Genomic DNA, 23194 nt, shown 5'->3' with positions numbered 1-23194 from the left:
AAGCCGTCGATGAGGACGGCTTTCTTGTTTCTGGCACTTGCGATCAACGTCGGGTCAGCAGCACGCCGGATTCCATGTGGTGAGTCCACGGGAACTGGTCGAACAGCGCACAGCGGGTGATGCGGTGCGTGTCGTGCAGCTGGGCGATGTTGGCCGCCAGCGTCTCCGGGTTGCAGGAGATGTACAGGATGTTGTCGAAGCGCCGGGTCAGTTCGCAGGTGTCCGGGTCCATGCCGGCCCGTGGCGGGTCGACGAACACGCTGCCGAACTCGTAGCTCTTCAGGTTGATACCGTGCAGGCGACGGAACGGGCGAACTTCGTTCAGAGCTTCCGTCAGCTCTTCGGCGGACAGGCGCACCAACGTGACGTTATCCACAGCGTTTTCGGCCAGGTTGCTCAACGCGGCGTTGACCGAGGTCTTGCTGATTTCGGTGGCCAGCACTTTGCGTACGCGAGTCGCCAGCGGCAGGGTGAAGTTGCCGTTGCCGCAATACAGCTCCAGCAGATCGTCGCTGCGATCGCCCAGTGCGTCGTATGCCCAGTTGAGCATCTTCTGGTTCACGGTGCCGTTGGGCTGGGTGAATGCGCCTTCCGGCTGGCGATAACTGTAGGTGCGACCGCCGACTTCCAGTTTCTCGACTACGTAATCGAGGCCGAGCACTTCGCGCTTGCCTTTGGAGCGACCGATGATGCTGACGCCCAGGTCCGCCGCCAGTTTGGTCGCCGCCGCTTGCCAGTGCTCGTCCAGCGGACGGTGATAGCACAGCGTGATCATCGCGTCGCCGGCCAGGGTGGTCAGAAACTCCACCTGAAACAGCTTGTGGCTCAGCGCCGCGCTGGCCTGCCAGGCTGCCTTCAATTGCGGCATCAGCTGGTTGATGCGCAGGCTGGCGATCGGGAACTCCTCGATCAGGATCGGCGTGCGTTTGTCATCCTGCGAGAACATCGCGTAATGACGCTCACCGCCCTCGCGCCACAGGCGGAATTCGGCGCGCAGGCGGAAGTTCTGCAGCGGCGAGTCGAACACCGTCGGTTCCGGTGCATCGAACGGGGCCAGCAGGTCACGCAAGCGTGTGACCTTGTCTTCGAGTTGTGCGGCGTAGGCCTGGGAATCAAAAGTCATGCGTTGAACCAACCCAGCTTGATCACGAACAGAATCGACAGGATCACCAGCGCCGGGTTCAGCTCACGGGCGCGGCCGGACAGCAGTTTGATCGCAGTCCAGGCGATGAAGCCGAAGGCGATGCCGTTGGCGATGGAATAGGTGAAAGGCATCGCCAGGGCGGTGACCACGACCGGCGCGGCGACGGTGATGTCGTCCCAGTCTATTTCCGCCAGGCCCGAAGTCATCAGCACGGCGACGAACAGCAGCGCCGGCGCGGTAGCGAACGCCGGTACGCTGGCGGCCAGTGGCGAGAAGAACAGCGCCAGCAGGAACAGGATCGCGACGACGATGGCAGTCAGGCCGGTGCGGCCGCCGGCACTCACGCCCGCAGCGGATTCGATGTAGCTGGTGGTGGTCGAGGTGCCCAGCAGCGAACCGGCCATGGCCGCGGTGCTGTCAGCGATCAGCGCACGGCCCATTTTCGGCATGTGGCCGTCCTTGCCCATCAGGCCGGCGCGCTTGGCGACGCCGATCAGGGTGCCGGAGTTGTCGAACAGGTCGACGAACAGGAAGGCGAAGATCACGCTGACCAGACCGATGTCCAGTGCGCCCTTGATGTCCAGTTGCAGGAAGGTCGGGGCCAGCGAAGGCGGCATCGAAGTGACGCCGCCGAACGGGGTGAAGCCCATCACGATCGAGACGATGGTTACCGCAAGAATGCCGATCAGCACCGCGCCGCGCACTTTCAGGGCTTCGAGGGCAACGATCAGGGCAAAACCGAGGGTGGCGAGGATCGGGGCCGGTTGTTTCAGGTCACCGAGGCCGACCATGGTCGCCGGGTTGCTGACCACGATACCGGCGTTGTGCAGGGCGATCAGCGCCAGGAACAGGCCGATACCGGCAGCAATTGCCGAGCGCAGCGGCAGCGGGATGCTGTTGATGATCCATTCACGGATGCGGAAGATCGACAGCAGGAAGAAGCACACGGCCGAAATGAACACTGCGCCCAGCGCCACTTGCCAGGTGTGGCCCATGTGCAGCACGACGGTGTAGGTAAAGAAGGCGTTCAGGCCCATGCCCGGTGCGAGGGCGATCGGGTAGTTGGCGATCAGGCCCATGACCGTGGAGCCGATGGCGGCTGCCAGACACGTGGCGACGAACACCGCGCCTTTGTCCATGCCGGTCTCGCCGAGGATGCTCGGGTTGACGAACAGAATGTAGGCCATGGCCAGGAAGGTCGTGACGCCCGCCAGAATCTCGGTCCGCACGTTGGTGTTGTGTGCCTTGAGTTGAAACAGCCTTTCCAGCATGTCTGCTCCCCGTGGCGCGCGTGGCGCCGTGAATGTATCGACCTCAACAGCAAAGCACAGACCGTCGCAAGCGCCTGGAAAATTGTGGTGGGCCGGAAAAAGCCGCGCATCATACCAGCAGCGTGAGGAAGATGGCGGATGTTGGTGTCGATCGTCGGCGAAGTTTTGCACCACGGCCAACTACGCCATACTGCGCGCTGTTTTTTCGGGGATGGATCGCATGAACAAGGGTTGGATGAAGAGCGCTGGACTGATGGCCTTGCTGCTGGCCGGTGTACCGGCGGCACTCGCAGCGTCGGCACCGCCATTGAGCGAGGTGAAAGTCATCAAGGTTCAGTCGTCGTCTTGCGGGCTCGAAGACATTACCGATGGCCAGGTGCAGACCCGTTGCGATCACAGCGCGCCGGGCATCAAGGTGTACGTGCTGGAAATCGGTTACGGCCAGAGCCAGCCTCAGGCTGCACTGGACGGCTTTGAAGTGAACGGCACCCGGAGTCCGGTCTGTGCTTTCGATAACGGCAACCTGACCGAGTGCACGCCGGGCGCGAAGACCGTCGGTTCGCTGTACACCTTCGATCTGGCGACTCGTCAGGAAGGCACCTTTACCTTCAACAACACCTCGATCAACGCCCCGCGCAACACGATGTCCACCCAGCTTTACATCAAGTAACGGCTGTCGCTGAACAGGGCAGGGCAAAGCTGACTACGCTTTAAAGATCACCCAGCGGATGGCGCCCATGACCTTTAGAGCCCTGATTACCCTCGCCGAGGGCATCGATGATCTGCAATGCGTGACCCTGATCGACGTTCTGCGCCGGGCCGGCATCGAAGTGGTGGCGGCCAGCATTGAAGGCCGGCGCATGCTGACCTGCGCCCGAGGCACGCGACTGACCGCCGACGGCATGCTCATTGATGTGCTGGCCCAGACTTTCGACCTGATCGTCCTTCCGGGCGGTGCTGTCGGCGCGCAACACCTGGCAGCGCACCAGCCTCTTCAACAACTGCTAAAGGATCAGGCCAGCGCCGGACGCCTGTTCGCCGCGATCGCCGAAGCCCCGGCGATCGCGCTGCAAAGTTTCGGTGTATTACGTCAACGCCGCATGACCTGCCTGCCCGCCACCAGCCATAACCTCTCCGGTTGCACCTTCGTCGATCAATCAGTGGTGGTCGACGGCAATTGCATCACCGCCCAAGGCTCCGGCGCTGCGCTGGCATTTGCGTTGACTCTGGTTGAGCAACTGGCGGGCAAGGCCGCCAGAGCGAAGGTAGCGGGGGAGTTACTGGCCTGAGAAGGTCAGGCGTGAGCAGCGATTGGTTGAATGGCTGGCTGCTCACGGTGCTCGGCTTGCCAAAGGTCGTAGTCGGTTTGAACGCCTAGCCACATGCGAGCCTTGCCAATCCCCGCGCGTTCCAGTCGTACGGCGAGATCCGGGCTGATCGGCGCATGTCCGTGCAAAACACGGGAAAGGTGAGGACGAGCGAATCCAAGATGCCGAGCCAATTCGGTCACGCTGATCCCAAGTTCCGGCAATACGTCCATCAGCAGTGTTTCACCGGGGTGTGGCGGGTTGTGCATGGGCATGAGCCTGCCTCCTGTCAGTGGTAATCCAGATAGTCGATCAGTTCGATATCCGAACCTGCAAATCGAAAGATAACCCGCCAGTTCCCGGACACACTGAGTGACCAGTACTCGCAAAGCTCCCCTTTCAGTGGATGCAGACGCCAACCGGGAAGGTCCAGATCCCCGGGAGCCGCTGCGCGATCCATGAACTGCAGCATGCGCGATAGCCGTTTAGCGTGATCGGCACGAATCCCGCGAGTCGAACCGGTTTCATAGAAGCCGCGAAGGCCTTTGTGCTGAAAGGATTTGATCATGCGGCGAGTGTAAGGCGATACATTACACTCAATGCGGTATCTATGTACCGCATCTTTTCGAGCTATTTGTGCTTGGGGGATGGCCCCGCTGGTGGAGCCCGTGCAGTCAGGCCTTCACCTCTTCCGCCGGCACATGCATCCGGTCGCGGTTGGCCAGGGTCGGGAACAGTTTGATCCAGGTCCCGGTCACCACCAGCGTGCCGATGCCGCCCATCACCACCGCCGGCACGGTGCCGAACCAGTGCGCGGTGAGGCCGGATTCGAATTCGCCCAACTGGTTCGAGGCGCCGATGAACAGGCCGTTCACCGCGCTGACCCGGCCGCGCATTTCGTCCGGGGTTTCCAGTTGTACGAAAGATGCGCGGATCACCATGCTGATCATGTCCGCCGCGCCCAGCACCACCAGCACCGCCAACGAGAACCAGAACGACGTCGACAGACCGAAGGCGATGGTGGCGACACCGAATACACCGACGGCAGTGAACATCACCCGACCAACGTTACGCTCCACGGCAAACCGTGCGAGGAACAGCGACATCCCCAACGCACCGACCGCTGGCGCGGAACGCAGCAACCCCAGCCCCCACGGCCCGGTCAGCAGGATGTCCTTGGCGAACACCGGCAACAGCGCCGTGGCGCCGCCGAGCAGCACCGCGAACAGATCCAGCGAAATCGCCCCGAGAATGTCCGGGCGGCTGCGTATGAAACGAATCCCCGCCAACAACGAGTCCAGTGTCGCCTTGCCCTTGTTCAGCGGGGTTTGTCGCGCGGGCAGGTTGAGCATCAAGGTGCAGGCGATGACATACAGAAGGACCGTCGGGCCATACACCCACACGCTGCCGAAGGCATAGAGCAGACCGCCGAGGGCCGGGGCAACGATGGTGGCTGATTGCTGCGCCGACTGCGCGGCGGCGACCGCCCGAGGGAACAAAGCGCTGGGCACGATACTCGGCAGCAGCGCCTGGGTGGTCGGCATCTCGAAGGAGCGCGCGGCGCCGAGCAGGAACGCAAGGATAAAGATCATTTCCCGGGTGACATGGTCGGTGGCGCTGCCGATGGCCAGTGCCAAGGCGATCAACGCCTGCAACGACTGACAGATGGCTGCGACCTTGCGCCGGTCGTAACGATCGGCAACGTGGCCGGTGTGCAGCATGAACAATACGCGTGGAGCGAATTCCACCAGCCCGACCAGACCCAGGTCGAGCACGTTGCCGGTCAGTTGATAGAGATTCCAGCCGATCGCCACGGTGAGCATCTGAAAACCGCTGGCGGTGAAGATCCGGGCAAACCAGAACGCAAGAAAGGGGCGGTGGTGACGTAACAGCAAGGGCTCTTGGCTGGGCATTTGCGGGCCGGTCTTGATCGAGGAGAACCGCGAGATTATCACCACTCTGTAACAGGAAGTTGCTATGACAAAAAATTTAGTTAGCCAGACATCGATTTTTCCGTACCCGGACACCGAACGCGGCCACCGATGTATTTCAGGGCGTTGCCAAGGCTGTGAGGCAACTTGTCACGCGGCAAAAGACCACGCGGTTCCTCGTCGGAAATGGGACTACTCTTTCAACGTTGATTGATCCAGATCAAGACCCCTCCCGGAACTGATCCGTGACCCGTCGGCAGACTCCCTGCGTCGCGATGCCTGTAAAAAGAAGAACGAATCCGAGTTCGCCGCACTCCATACCCGTGGGGGCAGTGGTCCAAGGCCGCCAGTCTTGGAACCGTTATCTGATAGAGGAAAGCTTATGTTCGGTTTAGAGGCACTAGATCTCGCCCGAATTCAGTTCGCGTTCACCATCTCGTTCCACATCCTGTTCCCGGCGATCACCATCGGTCTTGCGAGCTATCTCGCGGTTCTTGAAGGCCTGTGGCTGAAAACCGGCAACGATACCTACCGTGACCTCTACCATTTCTGGTCGAAGATCTTTGCCGTCAACTTCGGCATGGGCGTGGTCTCGGGGCTGGTCATGGCCTACCAGTTCGGCACCAACTGGAGTCGCTTTTCGGACTTCGCCGGCTCGGTCACCGGCCCGTTGCTGACGTATGAAGTGCTTACGGCGTTCTTCCTCGAAGCCGGTTTTCTGGGCGTCATGCTGTTCGGCTGGAACAAGGTCGGGCGCAAGCTGCACTTTTTCTCCACGGTAATGGTGGCGATCGGCACGTTGATTTCGACGTTCTGGATTCTCGCGTCCAACAGCTGGATGCAGACGCCGCAGGGTTTCGAGATCGTCAACGGCCAGGTCATTCCCACCGACTGGCTGGCAATCATTTTCAACCCGTCGTTCCCGTATCGTCTGATGCACATGGCGACTGCCGCGTTCGTCGCGACGGCCTTCTTCGTCGGCTCTTCGGCGGCGTGGCACCTGCTGCGCGGCAAGGACAACCCGGCGATTCGCACCATGCTGTCGATGGCGATGTGGATGGCGCTGATCGTTGCGCCGATCCAGGCGGTCATCGGTGACTTCCACGGCCTCAACACCCTCAAGCATCAGCCGGCGAAAATTGCCGCGATCGAAGGCCACTGGGAAAACCACGGCGACGAAGCGACGCCGCTGATCCTGTTCGGCTGGCCGGACATGAAGGAAGAGAAAACCAAATATGCGGTCGAGATCCCGTACCTCGGCAGCCTGATCCTGACACACTCGCTGGACAAGCAAGTCCCGGCGCTCAAGGAATTCCCGCCGGAAGACCGGCCGAATTCGACCATCGTGTTCTGGTCGTTCCGGATCATGGTCGGCCTCGGCTTCCTGATGATCTTCACCGGCCTCTGGAGCCTGTGGCTGCGCAAGCGCGACACGCTCTACACATCACGGCCGTTCCTGTATCTGGCGTTGTGGATGGGGCCGTCCGGTCTGATCGCGATCCTGGCGGGCTGGTTCACCACTGAAATCGGTCGTCAGCCGTGGGTGGTCTACGGGCTGATGCGCACGGCGGATGCGTCTTCCAACCACAGTTTCATGCAGATGAGCATCACGCTGATCATGTTCGTGGTGGTGTATTTCGCGCTGTTCGGTGCAGGTCTGGGCTACATGATGCGGCTGGTGCGCAAAGGGCCGAAGACCGACGAAGGCAAGGAAACCAACGACGGTGGTCCTGGCCAGAAACGCACGCCGGCCCGTCCGTTGTCCGCTGCCGACGACGATGGCGCCGAACACGACCGCAGCCTGACCAAGGAGATTTGAGTCATGGGTATTGATCTTCCGCTGATCTGGGCCGTGATCATCATCTTCGGGATCATGATGTACGTGGTCATGGACGGTTTCGACCTGGGGATCGGGATTCTCTTCCCGTTCATCCCCGGCAAGACCGACCGCGACGTAATGATGAACACCGTCGCCCCGGTGTGGGACGGCAATGAAACCTGGCTGGTACTGGGCGGCGCGGCTTTGTTCGGCGCCTTCCCGCTGGCCTATTCGGTGGTGCTGTCGGCGCTGTACCTGCCGCTGATCTTCATGCTGATCGGGCTGATTTTCCGCGGCGTGGCGTTCGAGTTCCGCTTCAAGGCCAAGGACGACAAGCGTCACCTGTGGGACAAGGCGTTCATCGGTGGTTCGGTGGCGGCGACGTTCTTCCAGGGTGTGGCACTCGGCGCGTTCATCGACGGCTTGCCCGTGGTCAACCGGCAATATGCCGGCGGTTCACTGGACTGGCTGACGCCGTTCACGCTGTTCTGCGGCGCTGCTCTTGTGGTGGCGTATGCCTTGCTCGGCTGCACCTGGCTGATCATGAAAACCGAAGGCAAGCTTCAGGAGCAGATGCACAATCTGGCGCGTCCTCTGGCCTTCGTGTTGTTGGCGGTAATCGGCATCGTCAGCCTGTGGACGCCGCTGGCCCATCCGGAAATCGCGACGCGCTGGTTCAGCATGCCGAATCTGTTCTGGTTCATGCCGGTGCCGATTCTGGTGCTGGTGACGATGTACGGTTTGATCCGCGCGGTGGCGCGCAATGCCAACTACATGCCGTTCCTGCTGACGCTGGTGCTGATCTTCCTCGGCTACAGCGGTCTGGGCATCAGCCTGTGGCCGAACATCGTGCCGCCGTCGATCTCGATCTGGGACGCCGCCGCACCACCGCAAAGCCAGGGCTTCATGCTGGTGGGTACGCTGTTCATCATCCCGTTCATCCTGGGTTACACCTTCTGGAGCTACTACGTGTTCCGCGGCAAGGTTACCCATGAAGATGGCTATCACTAAGCAAAACCCTGTGGGAGCGAGCTTGCTCGCGATGGCGTCGGTAGCGGCGCCATCAATCTTGAAGAGGTTTAAAGAAAATGACCGGCAAACATTCCCTGCACGACATTGAAGAAGCCGAAAAAAAGCCGCTGTGGCAGCGGCTCGGCTGGTTGGCCATGATCTGGGTCGGCAGCGTCGGTGCATTGTTCATCGTCGCCAGCCTGATGCGCATGTTCATGAACGCCGCAGGCCTGACCACGCACTGAGACTTCCCATCCCGCTGCCTTGCGGCACGGATTTTTGACCCTCCGACCGGAGGGTTTTTTTTGTCCGGGCTATTTACGCGCCTTGAGGATCACGAATTTCGGCGTGGCCGCAACTTGCTCGACACCGCGGAACAACCGCGCCAGTTTGCTGTGATAACCCAGGTGGCGATTGCCGACGATGTACAGCGCACCACCGACGACCAATGCTTCGCGGGCCTGCTGGAACATGCGCCAGGCGAGGAAGTCGCCGACCACCTGTTGTTGATGGAACGGTGGGTTGCACAGCACCACGTCCAGCGATTGGGCTTCCTGTCCGGCCAGACCGTCGCCGGCGCGCACGATCACTTCACGTTCACCCAGCGCCGCGTGCCAGTTTTCGGCTGCTGATTGCACGGCCATGAACGACTCGTCCACCAGCGTGTAATGCGCGTCGGGGTTTTGCAGGGCGCTGGCGATGGCCAGTACGCCGTTGCCGCAGCCAAGATCGGCGACCCGCGCAGAGCCGAGGTTTTTCGGCAGGTGCGGAAGGAAGGCGCGAGTGCCGATATCCAGCCCTTCACGGCAGAACACGTTGGCGTGGTTGAGCAGTTCGATGGCCGGCTCGTCGAGGCAATAACGGGTCGGGTAGGGCGAGACGGCTGGCGTTTTGGCCTCGGGCGTAGCGATCAGCAGTCGGGCCTTTTTCACGGCCAGCGAAGCCTGAACCGGGCCGATGTAGCGTTCCAGCAGATCACCGGCGGCGCGGGGCAAATGCTTGACCATCGCCGCTGCTACCACTTGTGCGCCGGGCGCCAATTGGCCTTGCAGGCGAATCAGTTGTTCTTCCAGCAGCGCCAAGGTTTTCGGGACGCGGATCAGCACCCGGTCGAACGGCCCGACCAACGGCTCGCTGGCAGGATTACCGCGAAGAGCATCAAACGGCTGGCCATTACGCAGCAGGTTTTTTTCCAGTCCCTGAAACGCCAGGAACGAATCACCGCTGGTGCTGACCTGCACCTTGCCCGAAAGGCTGATGGCCAACGCGCCGAAACTGTCGTTGAGCACCAATACTCGGGTATCCGCCGGCAGATTCTGTTCGGCCAGATGATTGAGCAGGTATTCGTCGGCTGCGTCGAAGGCTTGCAGCGGTTCGTTCTGCTGTTCGGGCTGGCGGATCAGATCAAGCTGGGCGAAAGGCGTATCGAGCAAAGGCATGGGGCGGGACTCTGGGTAATCGACGGGTGTCCCGCGGCCCAGGGTGTCGTGCAGCGGAACCGACCGAGTGGACAACGGCGCGAAAGACTCACGACATCACTCAGGAAGGCTGCAAATGGTACGTTTTTTTTGTTGGCAATACTCGTCTGATTTCAGTGCGGTTTATAGTGGAATGTGTCCGGAAGCGGCGGCGGCCACGACGGCTGACATCTTGTTGCAGACGTTGAACTTGGTGATCAGGTTTTTAATGTGATAATTCACGGTCCGTTCCGCTACATTCAGGATTTGACCGATTTCCCAGGCTGTCTTGCCCAAGGCGCACAGCCTCACGATTTCGAGCTCTCGTGTGGACAATCGCACAGGTGGCGGTTTGGCCAGTACTGGTGGGAACATACCAACGGACAACTCGCTCAAGTGTTGCAATACGTATTGCAACACGCCGTATTCGTTGTACAACTCCAAGGCGAAAATTTCGCAGTGGGTTCGTGCCAGGCTGATGGTGCAGCACAGGCCATTTTCTTCATTGTGATACGACTGTGACCAGCCATGTCCCATGTCATGATTTAGAAGTGCACTCCACATGCGTGGTGACTTCGAGAAGGCTTTTTTGCACCAGAGAAACGGCAGCATGGATTGATGGCAATATGCTGTTATTGGATCCTCTTCACTGTAGTTTTCTTCGTAATCTTTGTTCCAGTCAGATGTGAAGTTGTTGATGAAGAATGGCTTGAGTGACGGGGAAACCGGCCGTGAGACCGATATGCCACAAAACTGGAAACCGATATTGTTGGCAAAATTATTCAGGATCGGAAAAGCATTCTCGATTTTCTTCGCGCGCGTCAATTCTTCAATCTGAGATTTCTTCCACCTTTCCATTTTGGGTATTCTCCAAAAAATCGCTGGGGCGCCTGATTGGATCCAATGGGTCCGGCACGGAGTGGAGTGTAGGACTTTTCTTACATAACGGTTTGGATTTTTTTGTTCTTGGACAGTACGTATATCGGGAATATATATAGCGTGTTGGTATGTCATTAATCATTTAAACAATGTTGGTTTTCGGATTGATAAAATTTTCTAGAGTAATGGCACTATTGGAAGCCATTACAAACTGTCGGTGTTTCAGTGTTGATTAATGCGTAACAATTGGTTCCTTGTTGATGGAGTGACCCAATGACCGCCAGCAGCGAAAAATTCAGCCGTCAGACATTGCTTGATGTACAGCCGCTGACCCCGTCTCTGTTCACCTTGCGCACCACGCGGGATGCCGGCTTTCGCTTCCGTGCCGGACAATTCGCACGAATTGGCGTGACACGTGAGGACGGCAGTACGGTATGGCGCGCCTATTCGATGGTGTCTTCGCCGTTCGACGAGTTTCTCGAATTCTTTTCCATCGTGGTACCGGGCGGTGAGTTCACCAGCGAACTGAGCCGGCTGAAAGCGGGGGATAGCTTGCTGATCGAGCGCCAGGCCTTTGGCTATCTGACGCTCGATCGTTTCGTTGATGGCCGTGATCTCTGGCTGTTATCCACAGGCACGGGCGTGGCGCCGTTTCTGTCGATCCTTCAGGACTTCGAGGTCTGGGAGAAATTTGAGCGAATCATTCTGGTCTACAGCGTGCGAGAGGCGCGCGAACTGGCCTATCAACCGCTGATTGCCGAGCTGACTCAGCGCGACTACCTGGCTGAATATGCCCACAAGTTCCAGTTCATTCCGGTGATTACCCGTGAACCGTATGCCGGCGCTCTGAACGGGCGCATCACCACGCTGATCGAAAATGGCGAGCTGGAGAGGGTGGCAGGCGTCGAGCTGACGCCGACGCATTCAAGGGTGATGCTCTGCGGGAATCCGCAGATGATTGATGACACCCGGGCCTTGCTCAAGCAACGCGGAATGGCCCTGAGCCTGGCCCGGCGACCGGGGCAGGTGGCGGTGGAAAATTACTGGTAAGAAAAAACGGCGCCCTCAGGCGCCGTTTCTGTGTTCAAGGCCGGTTGTTCTGGGCCTTGAGCAGATCGCGGATCTCGCCCAGCAGTTCTTCTTCCTTGGTCGGTACCGGCGGCAGGGTCGGCGCCACGGCTTCTTCACGCTTCAAGCGGTTGATGGCTTTGACGCCCATGAATATCGCGAAGGCGACGATCACGAAGTCAAGAATGCTCTGGATGAACTTACCGTACGCGAGCACCACCGCAGGGGCACTGCCCTCGGCGGCCTTCAGCGTGATGGCCAGGTCACTGAAGTCCACGCCGCCGATCAGCAAGCCGATCGGGGGCATGATGACGTCACCGACAAACGACGAAACGATTTTGCCGAAGGCCGCGCCGATGATGATACCGACGGCCATGTCGACCACATTGCCTTTGACCGCGAAGGCCTTGAACTCGCTGAGCACGCCCATAGTTATTTCCTTGTTACAGATGAGTTTGGTGTACGCAGTGTAAATCAGCATAACGCGTCCTGCGCGTAACACCTTCTTACAAAGCCCGTTTTTATCGACACACCATTTCGCAATTAGTTTGCAAAGTGCCACTAATCGCGCGCGGAATACGCCTCAAGTCGCTGATTCCGAAGAAAAAATATTCAATCACGGTGTTGTGATCTTTCTATTTAGGTTTGGCAAGTCGAGCTTCTAGCCTCTGTCTGGCGCACCTGGATGCGCCTCAAAAAAACAGAGGAACCTGAAATGAATTCCACACTTGGTTCAGGGATTATTCCCTATCGCCGTACTGTCGGCGTATTGGCCGCCGGCCTGTTGACCCTTTCCGTGAATGCCGCGCCCCTGACCCGGGATAACGGCGCTGCAGTGGGCGACAACCAGAACTCGCAAACCGCCGGCGCCAACGGCCCGGTGCTGTTGCAGGACGTGCAACTGATCCAGAAACTGCAACGCTTCGACCGCGAACGTATTCCCGAGCGCGTCGTGCATGCCCGAGGCACCGGTGCCCATGGCACCTTCACCGCGACCAATGACCTGAGCGATCTGAGCAAGGCCAAGGTGTTTACTGTCGGCCAGGTCACGCCGGTGTTCGTGCGGTTCTCGGCGGTGGTTCACGGCAATCACTCCCCTGAAACCCTGCGTGACCCACGGGGTTTTGCGACCAAGTTCTACACCGCCGATGGCAACTGGGATCTGGTGGGCAACAACTTCCCGACGTTCTTCATCCGTGATGCGATCAAGTTTCCGGACATGGTGCATGCCTTCAAGCCCGATCCGCGTACTAATCTTGACGATGACTCGCGCCGTTTCGACTTTTTCTCCCATGTACCGGAAGCCACCCGTACATTGACCGAGTTGTATTCCAATTCGGGAACACCGGCCAGTTATCGGGAGATGGACGGCAACAGTGTGCACGCCTACAAATTGGTCAATGCCCAGGGCGATGTGCACTATGTGAAATTTCACTGGAAAAGTTTGCAGGGGATAAAAAATCTCGATCCAAAACAGGTCGTGAAAGTTCAGGGTCAGGATTACAGTCACATGACTCATGACTTGGTAACAAACATTTACAAAGGCAATTTTCCGAAGTGGGACTTGTACATTCAAGTCTTGAATCCACAAGACTTGTCCAAGTTTGATTTTGATCCTCTTGATGCAACCAAGATATGGCCAGGTGTTCCAGAGCGTAAAGTTGGACAAATGGTCTTGAACCGCAATCCTGCAAATGTCTTCCAGGAAACCGAACAAGTGGCCATGGCGCCATCGAATGTGGTGCCGGGCATCGAGCCCTCGGAAGACCGTCTGCTGCAAGGCCGGATATTTGCCTATGCCGATACCCAGATGTATCGACTCGGCGCCAACGCCTTGCAATTGCCGGTCAATGCGGCCAAAACCGTCGTCAATAATGGCAATCAGGATGGAGCGATGAATGCCGGTGCGAGCACTTCGGGTGTCAACTATCAGCCAAGTCGTCTGCAACCGCGTGAAGAGACGCCAAGTGCGCGATACAGCCAGACCGCGCTGCAGGGCAGCACGCAACAGGCGAAGATCCAGCGCGAGCAGAACTTCAAGCAGGCCGGTGATCTGTATCGCTCGTTCAGCAAGAAGGAGCGTCAGGATCTGATCGAAAGCTTTGGCGGCTCGCTGGCCGTCGCCGATGACGAGAGCAAGCACATCATGCTGTCCTTCCTCTATAAGGCGGATTCGGAATACGGCACCGGTGTGACCAAAGTGGCCAAGGGTGACCTGAATCGGGTCAAGGCGTTGGCGGCCAAACTGGCCGACTGACAGCGACCCTTTCAAACCCCGGCCATTGTCGGGGTTTGACCGGCAGCAGCACCGCGCGTCTGGCCAGCGGAGAAATCCGTCCCGGCGCGCCGCGCTGATCGGCGATGGCTGCGTTATCATCGCGGTTTTTGCCGGGGGTTCAGATGGCCAAGGCCAAGCGCATGTACGGCTGCACCGAGTGCGGCGCAACCTTTCCCAAGTGGGCCGGGCAGTGCGGCGAATGCGGCGCCTGGAACACCCTGACCGAAACCATGGTCGAGAGCGGCGGTGCCGCCGCCCCGAGCGGGCGCACCGGCTGGGCCGGGCAGCAGGCCCAGATCAAGACCCTGGCCGAAGTCAGCATCGAAGAGATTCCGCGTTTTTCCACAGCCTCCGGCGAGCTCGACCGAGTGCTCGGCGGCGGTCTGGTGGACGGTTCGGTGGTGCTGATCGGCGGCGATCCCGGGATCGGCAAATCGACGATCCTTTTGCAGACCCTGTGCAACCTCGCCAAGAGCATGCCGGCGCTGTACGTCACCGGCGAGGAATCCCAGCAGCAAGTCGCCATGCGCGCACGCCGCCTGGGCCTGCCGCAGGATCAACTGCGGGTCATGACCGAAACCTGCATCGAAACCATCATCGCCACCGCCCGTCAGGAAAAACCCAAGGTGATGGTGATCGACTCGATCCAGACGATTTTCACGGAACAACTGCAATCGGCACCGGGCGGTGTGTCCCAGGTGCGCGAGAGTGCGGCGTTGCTGGTGCGATATGCCAAGCAAAGCGGCACGGCGATTTTCCTGGTCGGCCACGTGACCAAGGAAGGTGCGCTCGCAGGGCCGCGGGTTCTGGAGCACATGGTCGATACCGTGCTGTATTTCGAAGGCGAGTCCGACGGTCGGTTGCGTTTGCTGCGAGCGGTGAAGAACCGTTTCGGCGCGGTCAACGAACTCGGCGTGTTCGGCATGACCGACAAGGGCCTGAAAGAAGTCTCCAACCCTTCGGCGATTTTTCTCACACGCGCACAGGAAGAAGTCCCGGGCAGTGTGGTGATGGCAACGTGGGAAGGTACCCGGCCGATGCTGGTGGAAGTCCAGGCGCTGGTGGATGACAGCCATCTGGCCAACCCGCGTCGGGTCACGCTGGGTCTGGATCAGAATCGTCTGGCGATGTTGCTGGCGGTGCTGCACCGGCATGGCGGTATTCCGACTCACGATCAGGACGTGTTCCTCAACGTGGTCGGCGGGGTGAAGGTGCTGGAAACCGCCTCTGATCTCGCGTTGATGGCCGCTGTCATGTCGAGCTTGCGCAACCGTCCATTGCCTCATGACCTGCTGGTGTTCGGTGAAGTCGGCCTGTCCGGCGAGGTGCGCCCGGTGCCGAGCGGTCAGGAGCGATTGAAGGAGGCCGCCAAGCACGGCTTCAAGCGGGCGATCGTGCCCAAGGGCAATGCGCCGAAGGAAGCGCCGGCAGGATTGCAGATCATTGCGGTCACGCGTCTGGAGCAGGCGCTGGACTCGTTGTTCGAGTAATCAGGCGTCTATCAGCGCACCGAGCTCGCGTTCCAGTTCGGTTTCGTCGGCCAGATTGAGTTCGATCAAGCGACGCAGGCGTTGAATCGACTCCAGGCTGATATGCCGGCAGACAAAACCGAGCTGGCCGTGATCTTCATGAGCCAGTTGCACATCCATCTCGATGTGCACGTCCTCGCTCAGATGAATGTCGACGAAAAAGTCCTGCTCGGGATTGCCCAGCCAGGGTTCCGGCCGTTCGATCAACAGCCCCTTGAGTGACAGGTCGATCAGCTTCACCGGCCAGATGTACTCGCCCTGGCTCAATTCGGTCTTGGCATCGAACGCGATACGTTTGAAGCGGCGACGCTCGCTCATGGCGCAATCCTCTTGAAGGTACGCTGACTATAGACCCGCCTGATCGAGCGCTGCCAGTACGGCGGGGCGTCAGACCAATGTCGGGGTATGGTCTTTGGCGCCAGTAGCGCTAAACTCGGGGTGGCTGTCTTTCTTGTCCACCCTGGCTGGAATAATAAAATGAAAAATAATAATAGCCTGCTACGCCACTTACCCTGGCTGCTGCTGGCAATCGTAGGAGCGTGCGCCCTGGGCGTAGTGGCATTGCGCCGAGGCGAGGCGATCAACGCCTTGTGGATCGTAGTCGCCGCCGTGGCCATCTATCTGGTTGCGTACCGTTACTACAGTCTGTTCATCGCTAACAATGTGATGCAACTCGATCCGCGTCGGGCCACCCCCGCCGTGCTCAACAACGACGGTCTGGACTACGTTCCAACCAACAAACACATTCTTTTCGGTCACCACTTCGCGGCCATCGCAGGCGCGGGGCCGCTGGTCGGCCCGGTACTGGCGGCGCAGATGGGCTATCTGCCCGGTACGCTGTGGCTGATCGCTGGCGTGGTGCTGGCGGGCGCGGTGCAGGACTTCATGGTCCTGTTCATGTCGACCCGTCGCAACGGCCGTTCGCTGGGCGACATGGTGCGTGAAGAAATGGGCCGCATCCCCGGCACCATCGCCCTGTTCGGCTGCTTCCTGATCATGATCATCATCCTCGCGGTGCTGGCGCTGATCGTGGTGAAAGCCCTGGCTGAAAGCCCGTGGGGCATCTTCACCGTGATGGCGACCATCCCGATCGCGATGTTCATGGGCATCTACATGCGCTACATCCGTCCGGGGCGCATCGGTGAGATCTCGGTAGTCGGCGTGTTGCTGCTGCTGGGTTCGATCTGGCTCGGTGGGCAGATTGCCGCCGATCCGGTCTGGGCCAAGGCCTTCACCTTCACTGGCGTGCAGATTACTTGGATGCTGGTCGGTTATGGCTTCGTCGCCGCTTCGCTACCGGTGTGGCTGATTCTGGCGCCACGTGACTATCTCTCCACTTTCCTCAAGATCGGTACCATCGTCGCCCTGGCGATCGGCATCCTGGTGACCATGCCCGAGCTGAAAATGCCGGCACTGACCCAGTTCGTCGACGGCACCGGCCCGGTGTGGAAGGGCGGTCTGTTCCCGTTCCTGTTCATCACCATCGCTTGCGGTGCGGTATCCGGTTTCCACGCGCTGATCTCTTCCGGGACCACGCCGAAACTGCTGGATAACGAAACCAACGCCCGTTACATCGGTTACGGCGGCATGCTGATGGAATCGTTCGTGGCCATCATGGCCATGGTCGCTGCCTCGGTGATCGAGCCAGGCGTGTACTTCGCCATGAACAGTCCGGCCGCCGTGGTCGGCGGTGACGTGGTGTCCGTGGCAACTGCGGTCAGCAACTGGGGCTTTGCAATTACCCCGGAAGCCCTGCAAGCCGTGGCGCATGACATCGGCGAAACCACCATCCTGGCCCGTGCCGGTGGTGCGCCGACCCTGGCGGTCGGTATCGCGCAGATCCTGCACAGTGTCCTGCCGGGTGAAAACACCATGGCGTTCTGGTACCACTTCGCGATCCTGTTCGAAGCGCTGTTCATCCTGACCGCAGTCGATGCCGGCACCCGTGCCGGTCGCTTCATGCTGCAGGACCTGCTCGGCTCCTTCGTACCGGCGCTGAAACGTACCGAATCCTGGTCCGCCAACCTGATCGCCACCGCCGGTTGTGTGGCGATGTGGGGCTGGTTGCTGTATCAGGGCGTGGTCGATCCACTGGGTGGTATCAACACCTTGTGGCCGCTGTTCGGCATCTCCAACCAGATGCTGGCCGGTATCGCGCTGATGCTCGGCACCGTGGTCCTGATCAAGATGAAGCGCCAGCGCTACATCTGGGTCACCCTGCTGCCGGCCACCTGGCTGCTGATCTGCACCACGACTGCTGGCTTCATCAAGCTGTTCGACGCCAACCCGGCGATCGGCTTCCTGTCGCTGGCCAAGAAGTACAGCGATGCACTGGCCAACGGTCAGGTGCTGGCGCCGGCGAAAAGCGTCGAGCAGATGCAGCACGTGATCTTCAACGCCTACACCAACGCTACATTGACCGCGCTGTTCCTGTTCGTGGTATTCAGCATCCTGTTCTATGCGCTCAAGGTCGGCATCGCCGCCTGGGGCAAAAAAGAGCGTACGGACAAAGAATCGCCATTCCAGGCCCTGCCGGACGCGTAACCAGAGGATTGCAGCATGTTCAATGACCTGAGTCGCCTCGGTAAATACCTCGGTCAGGCCGCGCGCCTGATGGTCGGCATGCCCGACTACGACACCTACGTCGAGCATATGCAGACCAAACACCCGGACAAACCGGTGATGAGCTACGAGATGTTCTTTCGCGAACGTCAGGAAGCCCGTTACGGTGGCAAGGGTGGGCCGAAGTGCTGTTGAACTGACAGCCTTCGGTTGATGCAGTCCCCAACTGTGGGAGCGAGCTTGCTCGCGAAAGCGGTGTGTCATTGAGCAATGATGTCGACTGACACGACCCCTTCGCGAGCAAGCTCGCTCCCACATTTGTTTTGTGTTGTTCATCAATTTTGTGAAGGGGATCGATGTTGTCTTCTCCAATACCTGTAACGGTGCTCAGCGGTTTCCTCGGCGCCGGCAAAACCACCTTGCTGCGCCATTTGTTGAAAACCGAGCACGGCCTGAAAATCGCCGTGATCGAAAACGAATTCAGCGACGCCGGTATCGACACCCAACTACTGGGCGACGAGCCAGTGCAAGTCATGACCCTGGCCAACGGCTGCGTCTGCTGCACCATCCACACCGATCTGACCAAGGCCCTTTACCTGCTGCTCGAACGGCTGGATAGCGGTGAAATTGCCTTCGATCGGCTGGTCATCGAGTGCACCGGCCTGGCCGACCCGGCACCGGTGGCACAGACTTTTTTCATCGACGAAGAACTACGCGAGCGTTACCTGCTCGACGGCATCATCACCCTGGTGGACGCCGCTCACGCCGAACTGCACCTGACCCAGACCATCGCCCAGGCGCAGATCGGTTTTGCCGACCGCTTGCTGGTGAGCAAGACCGATCTGGTGGACGAGGCTGCGTTCACCGCGCTCAGCGAGCGCCTGACCCGCATCAACCGCCGCGCACCGATCCGCGTGGTGGAACACGGCAACATCGATCTGGCCGAACTACTCGATGTGCGCGGTTTCAACCTGAATGCCGATCTCGGTGGCGGGGTGAGTCTGCGGCCGGTCAGCAAGGCGCCGTCCATCGACCGGATTTCCAGTCTGGTACTGCGTACCGATCAGCCGCTGGATATCGATCAGCTCAGCGAGTTCATGAATGAGCTGCTGGAAGAGCACGGCAAGCAACTGCTGCGTTACAAAGGCGTGTTGAACATTGCAGGCGAAGATCGGCGGCTGGTGTTCCAGGGTGTATTGAAGCTGTATGGCTTCGACTGGGACACCGAGTGGGCCGAGGGCGAGGCGCGGGAAAGCGTGATCGTGTTTATCGCCGACGATTTGCCGGAAGAGAAGATCCGGGCGGGGTTTGCTCGGGTGGCTGCACAGCAAAACTGAATTTGTGGAGACTGGAAGGGCCTCTTCGCGAGCAAGCTCGCTCCCACAATAGATCGCATTCTGTCAGGAGGAATGCCATTCAATGTGGGAGCGAGCTTGCTCGCGATGGCGATCTAACCGACAACGCATTGCTCAAGAGCTGAACCCAGCAACGTCTGCTCAAGATGTTCCAAATGCCGATTCATCAACATACCGGCTCTGGAAACATCTCTACGCTCCAACGCCTCAACCAACGCCAGATGCTCCTGCCACGCGCAACAGCTGTGCGTCTGCTCGCCACATAGCGCAATCGCCAGTGAAGTCAGCGGCACCAGCGTGCCGAGAAAGTGCGCCAACGGTGCATTCCCCGCCATTTTTGCCAACTGCAAATGAAATTCACCGGACAGGCGAATCGCTGCGCCCCGTCGATCTTTATCCACAGCCTGGCGCTCGCGCTCGATCAACGCGCGCAGGCGTTTCAGATCTTCAGCCTGCGCATGCTGACAAGCCAGCCTTACCAGCGTGTTCTCGGCCAGACGCCGGGCGTGCAGGGCCTGACGTGTCTGTTCGGCGTCCGGTGCGGCAACCCGCGGTCGATGGTTGGCCCGCAGCACGATGATCTGTTCGTGGGACAGTTGTGTCAGCACCCGACGCACATCGGCGCGGCTGACGCCAAACATCTGCTTGAGGCTTTCTTCGGTGAAACGGCTGGCGGCATCGAGGCGTTGTTCGAGGATCGCATCAAGCAGGCGCGGATAGAGATCGTCCACCGGCGATTGCAGGCGGGAGAAGGGCAGCGCCGTCGAGGTCGGACGAGGGTGCGACGGCGTGGCAACACTGTTCATGGCCGGTCTCCAGTGTGAGGCATTTCAGTGGCTCAGGTTGTCATCCGGAATGTTCAGCTCGATGCCCATGCGTTGGCCTTCACGCAGGATGTGTCGGCGCATCTCGGCACTGGCTTGGGCGCTGTTCTTGCTGCGGATCGCGCGCACCACGGCTTCGTTTTCTTCAAGGCGTTCGGCCAGGTGCTCCGGCGAGTTGCGCAGCACTTCGGCGCTTTGCTTGAGGGCGTTGCTGGTCTGTTGCACCACGCTCTGGAAAATCGGGTTCGAGGTCAGGGTGAACAGTTCTTCGTGGAAGGCGATGTAGGCGCTGACACCGGCCTCGCTGTCGCCCGCTTCGAGCGCTTCGCGCATGTCCATCAGGGTCAGGCGCAGTTGGCCGACTTCCTTGCTGCTGATCGACTGAGCCACCAGACCGACGATGAACGGCTCGAGGGTGTAGCGCAGTTGCAATACGTCTTCGAGGCTGGCGCCGGCCACTGCGCCATCGTGGCTTTGGTTGTCACCGGCCTGGGCGTCGAGCACCACCACGCCTTTGCCTGGCATCGAGCGCACCAGGCCAAGGGTTTCCAGCACGATCACTGCTTCACGCAGGCTCGGACGACTGATGCCCAGTTGTTCGGCCAGTTCACGCTGACCCGGCAGCATCTCGCCGGAGCGCCACTGACCACGGGCCAGCGCGGCCCGGAGTTTTTCCACCACTGAGTTGACGACGGTTGATGTAGTAATCACGTGTTCGCTCCATGAGCCGTGCCTGCATTGGCGCAGGCACGGCGCTCATTCAGAATTCTTTGGCCGCCGCTTGAGCGACCGTTTTTCTCGGCTGAAAGTTATAGCCCTGCTCGCCGTTGAGCACCTTGTTTGCCCGTTGCACGTCGATGTCCTTTTCCCAGCGGGCGATGGCCACGGTGGCGACGCAGTTACCGATCAGGTTGGTCAGCGCGCGACCGATGCCCATGAACCAGTCCACCGCCAGCACCAGCACCAGACCGACCACCGGAATCGCCGGGATAGCCGTCAGCGTGGCCGCCAGAATCACCAGCGCGGAACCGGGAATGCCGTGGGCGCCTTTCGAGGTAATCAGCGATACCAGCAAAATCGTCAGCAGATCAGTCATGGCCAGCGGCGTGCCGGTGGCGTTGGCGATGAACACGATGGCCAGAGTCAGGTAGATCGAAAAACCGTCGAGGTTGAACGAGTAACCGGTCGGAATCACCAGCCCGACAGTCGAACTGCCGATGCCCAGGTGTTCAAGTTTGCGCATGATCTGCGGCAGCACGGCGTCGGAGGAGGCGGTGCTCATGACGATCAGCAACTCTTCGCGCAGGTACTTGAGCAGCGGCCACATGCGCAGGCCGGAAGCACGCATCACCAGGCCGAGAATGACGCTGACGAACGCGATGCACGTCAGATAAAACAGGCCGACCAGACTGCCCAGATGTTGCAGGGAATCGAGGCCATATTTGCTGGTGGTGAAGGCGATGGCGCCGAACACGCCGATCGGTGCCAGACGCACGATCATGCCCATGATCCGGAAGATCACGTGGCTGAGCTCGTTGATCAGCCGCGAGATCCCGGAAGCGGCTTCGCCCACTAGGTTCAACGCGCTGCCGAACAGCACCGAGAACAGCAGCACTTGCAGAATGTTGTTGTCAGCGAAGGCGCCGAGTACCGAAGTCGGAATCAGGTCCATCAGGAACTGGGTGGTGGTGTGCATGTGCTGGCCGCGTTCGGCGATGTCGCCCATGTCGGCGGCGGACAGTTGCTCCAGATGGATATTGGCGCCGCTGCCGATCCCGGTGCTGAACGCGAACACCAGACCGATCACCAGGGCGATGGTGGTCAGCACTTCGAAGTAGATCACCGACTTGAGGCCGATGCGCCCGACCTTCTTCAGGTCACCGGCGCCGCTGATGCCGCTGACCACCACGCAGAACACGATCAGGCCAATGAGCATCTTGATCAGTTTGATGAAACCGTCACCGAGCGGTTTGAGCTGGGCCGAGTATTCAGGAAGGGTCAGCCCGCAGACGATGCCGAGCACCAGTCCGAGAACCACTTGGAGGAAGATTGAACGCGAGCACCATCTGAGCATGGGAGGAATCCTGGTCGGTGTCCTGGCTGCCGTGCGCGGGGCGCATCAGATTCAGGACTTAATTATTGTGGTCTTACCGGTATGTCCAGTGCGGGTGCAGTCTAGGCGCTGTTTTTCAGGGATCGCAAGTGAAAAATGACGAATTGGCATGACCGGTCTGACCAGTGGTTGCGACGCCCACGGACCTTCTTTACGTGAGTCTCCAAAGACCTTCAGTCGAAAAAAATATGAAATTTACCGAATTGTTAGTTTGGTTGCATGAGGCAAAAAATAGGCATTTTGTTAAATTTTTATAAGTGTGAAAGTTAAGTGTTTATTGGCTGGTGATGCGTTTTTTTTATCGGATTGTTTCGGTTTGTATGGGCGGTAGATCTCTTGTTGGATGGTTTGGAGGTGCATTTTTAGTTTTCGCTTTGGTAGGTTTACATTTTGTTGTTTTTGATTCGGTGTGCGATTTTTGAATGGTGGTAACTTGCTCTGGCGCCAATTGTGGTGATTGTATTTTTATCTGGAGTTGATTTGTGAAAGAGCAAGTGATGGATCTGTCGGGTGAGCTGGAAGCGGAGTTTGAAGCTTATGTAAAATCCGCCGATGCAGGTATTGAGGGTGGTGACACCATGTGCACCGTTATTCAGTGTGGGACCTTGGGCTGCACCGTCCTCGGTTGCTGCTGATTCGTCTGTAA

Annotated in this window: 24 protein-coding genes; 12 read left to right on the top strand and 12 right to left on the bottom strand. The window is 59.3% G+C overall.

Going from position 1 to position 23194, the window contains the following annotated elements:
• Positions 1 to 43 precede the first annotated feature (43 nt).
• Together trmA and N8H71_RS10370 are read right to left on the bottom strand one after the other, a co-directional pair.
• Positions 44 to 1123, bottom strand: a complete 1080-nt coding sequence (gene trmA / locus N8H71_RS10375; RefSeq protein WP_262193915.1) for a tRNA (uridine(54)-C5)-methyltransferase TrmA — start codon at positions 1121 to 1123, stop codon at positions 44 to 46.
• Positions 1120 to 2415 (bottom strand): NCS2 family permease, encoded by a 1296-nt coding sequence (locus tag N8H71_RS10370; RefSeq protein ID WP_262193914.1) that lies wholly within the window; start codon positions 2413 to 2415, stop codon positions 1120 to 1122. Before N8H71_RS10370 ends, trmA begins: the two co-directional genes overlap by 4 nt.
• 220 nt (positions 2416 to 2635) lie before the next feature.
• On the opposite strand from N8H71_RS10370, the gene N8H71_RS10365 reads away from it, so the two are divergent.
• Positions 2636 to 3085, top strand: a complete 450-nt coding sequence (locus N8H71_RS10365) for a YolA family protein (protein WP_262193913.1) — start codon at positions 2636 to 2638, stop codon at positions 3083 to 3085.
• A gap of 67 nt (positions 3086 to 3152) precedes the next feature.
• Complete coding sequence (locus N8H71_RS10360; RefSeq protein ID WP_262193912.1) at positions 3153 to 3704, top strand: DJ-1 family glyoxalase III; 552 nt, start codon at positions 3153 to 3155, stop codon at positions 3702 to 3704.
• Between the two features lie 5 nt (positions 3705 to 3709).
• Here N8H71_RS10360 and N8H71_RS10355 read toward each other — a convergent pair whose 3' ends face one another.
• From N8H71_RS10355 to N8H71_RS10345, 3 genes are all read right to left on the bottom strand, one after another.
• Positions 3710 to 3997: a HigA family addiction module antitoxin gene (locus tag N8H71_RS10355; RefSeq protein ID WP_045121630.1), complete on the bottom strand. Its 288-nt coding sequence runs from the start codon at positions 3995 to 3997 to the stop codon at positions 3710 to 3712.
• Between the two features lie 14 nt (positions 3998 to 4011).
• On the bottom strand, positions 4012 to 4290 hold the full coding sequence (locus tag N8H71_RS10350) for a type II toxin-antitoxin system RelE/ParE family toxin (RefSeq protein ID WP_085747693.1): 279 nt from the start codon (positions 4288 to 4290) through the stop codon (positions 4012 to 4014).
• 106 nt (positions 4291 to 4396) lie between these two features.
• Positions 4397 to 5635, bottom strand: a complete 1239-nt coding sequence (locus N8H71_RS10345; RefSeq protein ID WP_262193911.1) for an MFS transporter — start codon at positions 5633 to 5635, stop codon at positions 4397 to 4399.
• Positions 5636 to 6035: 400 nt separating this feature from the next.
• On the opposite strand from N8H71_RS10345, the gene N8H71_RS10340 reads away from it, so the two are divergent.
• The 3 genes from N8H71_RS10340 to N8H71_RS10330 all read left to right on the top strand — a co-directional run bounded on the left by N8H71_RS10340 (position 6036) and on the right by N8H71_RS10330 (position 8728).
• Positions 6036 to 7472, top strand: coding sequence for a cytochrome ubiquinol oxidase subunit I (locus N8H71_RS10340; protein WP_262193910.1), 1437 nt, complete (start codon positions 6036 to 6038; stop codon positions 7470 to 7472).
• A 3-nt stretch (positions 7473 to 7475) separates the two neighbouring features.
• Positions 7476 to 8483, top strand: a complete 1008-nt coding sequence (gene cydB / locus N8H71_RS10335) for a cytochrome d ubiquinol oxidase subunit II (protein ID WP_085732878.1) — start codon at positions 7476 to 7478, stop codon at positions 8481 to 8483.
• 77 nt (positions 8484 to 8560) lie between these two features.
• On the top strand, positions 8561 to 8728 hold the full coding sequence (locus N8H71_RS10330; RefSeq protein ID WP_007950992.1) for a DUF2474 domain-containing protein: 168 nt from the start codon (positions 8561 to 8563) through the stop codon (positions 8726 to 8728).
• Positions 8729 to 8797: 69 nt separating this feature from the next.
• Here the strand turns inward: N8H71_RS10330 and N8H71_RS10325 are convergent, their stop codons facing one another.
• Positions 8798 to 9922 carry a methyltransferase gene (locus N8H71_RS10325; protein ID WP_262193909.1) on the bottom strand — a complete coding sequence of 375 codons (1125 nt, stop codon included), beginning with the start codon at positions 9920 to 9922 and terminating at the stop codon, positions 8798 to 8800.
• A 162-nt stretch (positions 9923 to 10084) separates the two neighbouring features.
• Positions 10085 to 10798 (bottom strand): LuxR C-terminal-related transcriptional regulator, encoded by a 714-nt coding sequence (locus N8H71_RS10320; RefSeq protein ID WP_262193908.1) that lies wholly within the window; start codon positions 10796 to 10798, stop codon positions 10085 to 10087.
• A gap of 294 nt (positions 10799 to 11092) precedes the next feature.
• Between N8H71_RS10320 and N8H71_RS10315 the strand changes: the two genes are divergently transcribed.
• Positions 11093 to 11869 carry a ferredoxin--NADP reductase gene (locus N8H71_RS10315; protein ID WP_262193907.1) on the top strand — a complete coding sequence of 259 codons (777 nt, stop codon included), beginning with the start codon at positions 11093 to 11095 and terminating at the stop codon, positions 11867 to 11869.
• A gap of 34 nt (positions 11870 to 11903) precedes the next feature.
• Here N8H71_RS10315 and mscL read toward each other — a convergent pair whose 3' ends face one another.
• Complete coding sequence (mscL, locus tag N8H71_RS10310; protein ID WP_217830085.1) at positions 11904 to 12317, bottom strand: large-conductance mechanosensitive channel protein MscL; 414 nt, start codon at positions 12315 to 12317, stop codon at positions 11904 to 11906.
• A gap of 285 nt (positions 12318 to 12602) precedes the next feature.
• On the opposite strand from mscL, the gene katB reads away from it, so the two are divergent.
• A complete protein-coding gene (katB, locus tag N8H71_RS10305; protein WP_262193906.1) occupies positions 12603 to 14144 on the top strand; it encodes a catalase KatB in 1542 nt (513 codons plus the stop codon).
• A 143-nt stretch (positions 14145 to 14287) separates the two neighbouring features.
• Positions 14288 to 15655 (top strand): DNA repair protein RadA, encoded by a 1368-nt coding sequence (radA, locus tag N8H71_RS10300; RefSeq protein ID WP_114885656.1) that lies wholly within the window; start codon positions 14288 to 14290, stop codon positions 15653 to 15655.
• Here radA and N8H71_RS10295 read toward each other — a convergent pair whose 3' ends face one another.
• Complete coding sequence (locus N8H71_RS10295; RefSeq protein ID WP_262193905.1) at positions 15656 to 16012, bottom strand: PilZ domain-containing protein; 357 nt, start codon at positions 16010 to 16012, stop codon at positions 15656 to 15658.
• A gap of 159 nt (positions 16013 to 16171) precedes the next feature.
• Between N8H71_RS10295 and N8H71_RS10290 the strand changes: the two genes are divergently transcribed.
• From N8H71_RS10290 to yjiA, 3 genes are all read left to right on the top strand, one after another.
• On the top strand, positions 16172 to 18238 hold the full coding sequence (locus N8H71_RS10290) for a carbon starvation CstA family protein (RefSeq protein ID WP_007950983.1): 2067 nt from the start codon (positions 16172 to 16174) through the stop codon (positions 18236 to 18238).
• Between the two features lie 15 nt (positions 18239 to 18253).
• Positions 18254 to 18451, top strand: coding sequence for a YbdD/YjiX family protein (locus N8H71_RS10285; RefSeq protein ID WP_003228401.1), 198 nt, complete (start codon positions 18254 to 18256; stop codon positions 18449 to 18451).
• Between the two features lie 161 nt (positions 18452 to 18612).
• The gene (gene yjiA / locus N8H71_RS10275; RefSeq protein WP_431768307.1) at positions 18613 to 19593 is read left to right on the top strand and encodes a GTPase; all 981 of its coding nucleotides are present in this window, start codon (positions 18613 to 18615) and stop codon (positions 19591 to 19593) included.
• 113 nt (positions 19594 to 19706) lie between these two features.
• On the opposite strand, the gene N8H71_RS10270 is transcribed toward yjiA, so the two are convergent.
• From N8H71_RS10270 to N8H71_RS10260, 3 genes are read right to left on the bottom strand one after another with little or no spacing between them, the layout of a single operon-like run.
• Complete coding sequence (locus N8H71_RS10270; RefSeq protein WP_262193903.1) at positions 19707 to 20417, bottom strand: GntR family transcriptional regulator; 711 nt, start codon at positions 20415 to 20417, stop codon at positions 19707 to 19709.
• A 24-nt stretch (positions 20418 to 20441) separates the two neighbouring features.
• Complete coding sequence (locus N8H71_RS10265) at positions 20442 to 21146, bottom strand: FadR/GntR family transcriptional regulator (protein WP_262193902.1); 705 nt, start codon at positions 21144 to 21146, stop codon at positions 20442 to 20444.
• A 49-nt stretch (positions 21147 to 21195) separates the two neighbouring features.
• Positions 21196 to 22509, bottom strand: a complete 1314-nt coding sequence (locus N8H71_RS10260; RefSeq protein ID WP_262193901.1) for a C4-dicarboxylate transporter DctA — start codon at positions 22507 to 22509, stop codon at positions 21196 to 21198.
• A 521-nt stretch (positions 22510 to 23030) separates the two neighbouring features.
• On the opposite strand from N8H71_RS10260, the gene N8H71_RS10255 reads away from it, so the two are divergent.
• Positions 23031 to 23183: a hypothetical protein gene (locus N8H71_RS10255; RefSeq protein WP_262193899.1), complete on the top strand. Its 153-nt coding sequence runs from the start codon at positions 23031 to 23033 to the stop codon at positions 23181 to 23183.
• Positions 23184 to 23194: the final 11 nt, after the last annotated feature.

Origin of the sequence: Pseudomonas koreensis (assembly GCF_025447595.1) — a bacterium.
Lineage (GTDB): Bacteria > Pseudomonadota > Gammaproteobacteria > Pseudomonadales > Pseudomonadaceae > Aquipseudomonas > Aquipseudomonas koreensis_H.
The sequence above is the reverse complement of the archived record's forward strand: the minus strand, read 5'-3'. Positions and strand labels throughout refer to the sequence as shown.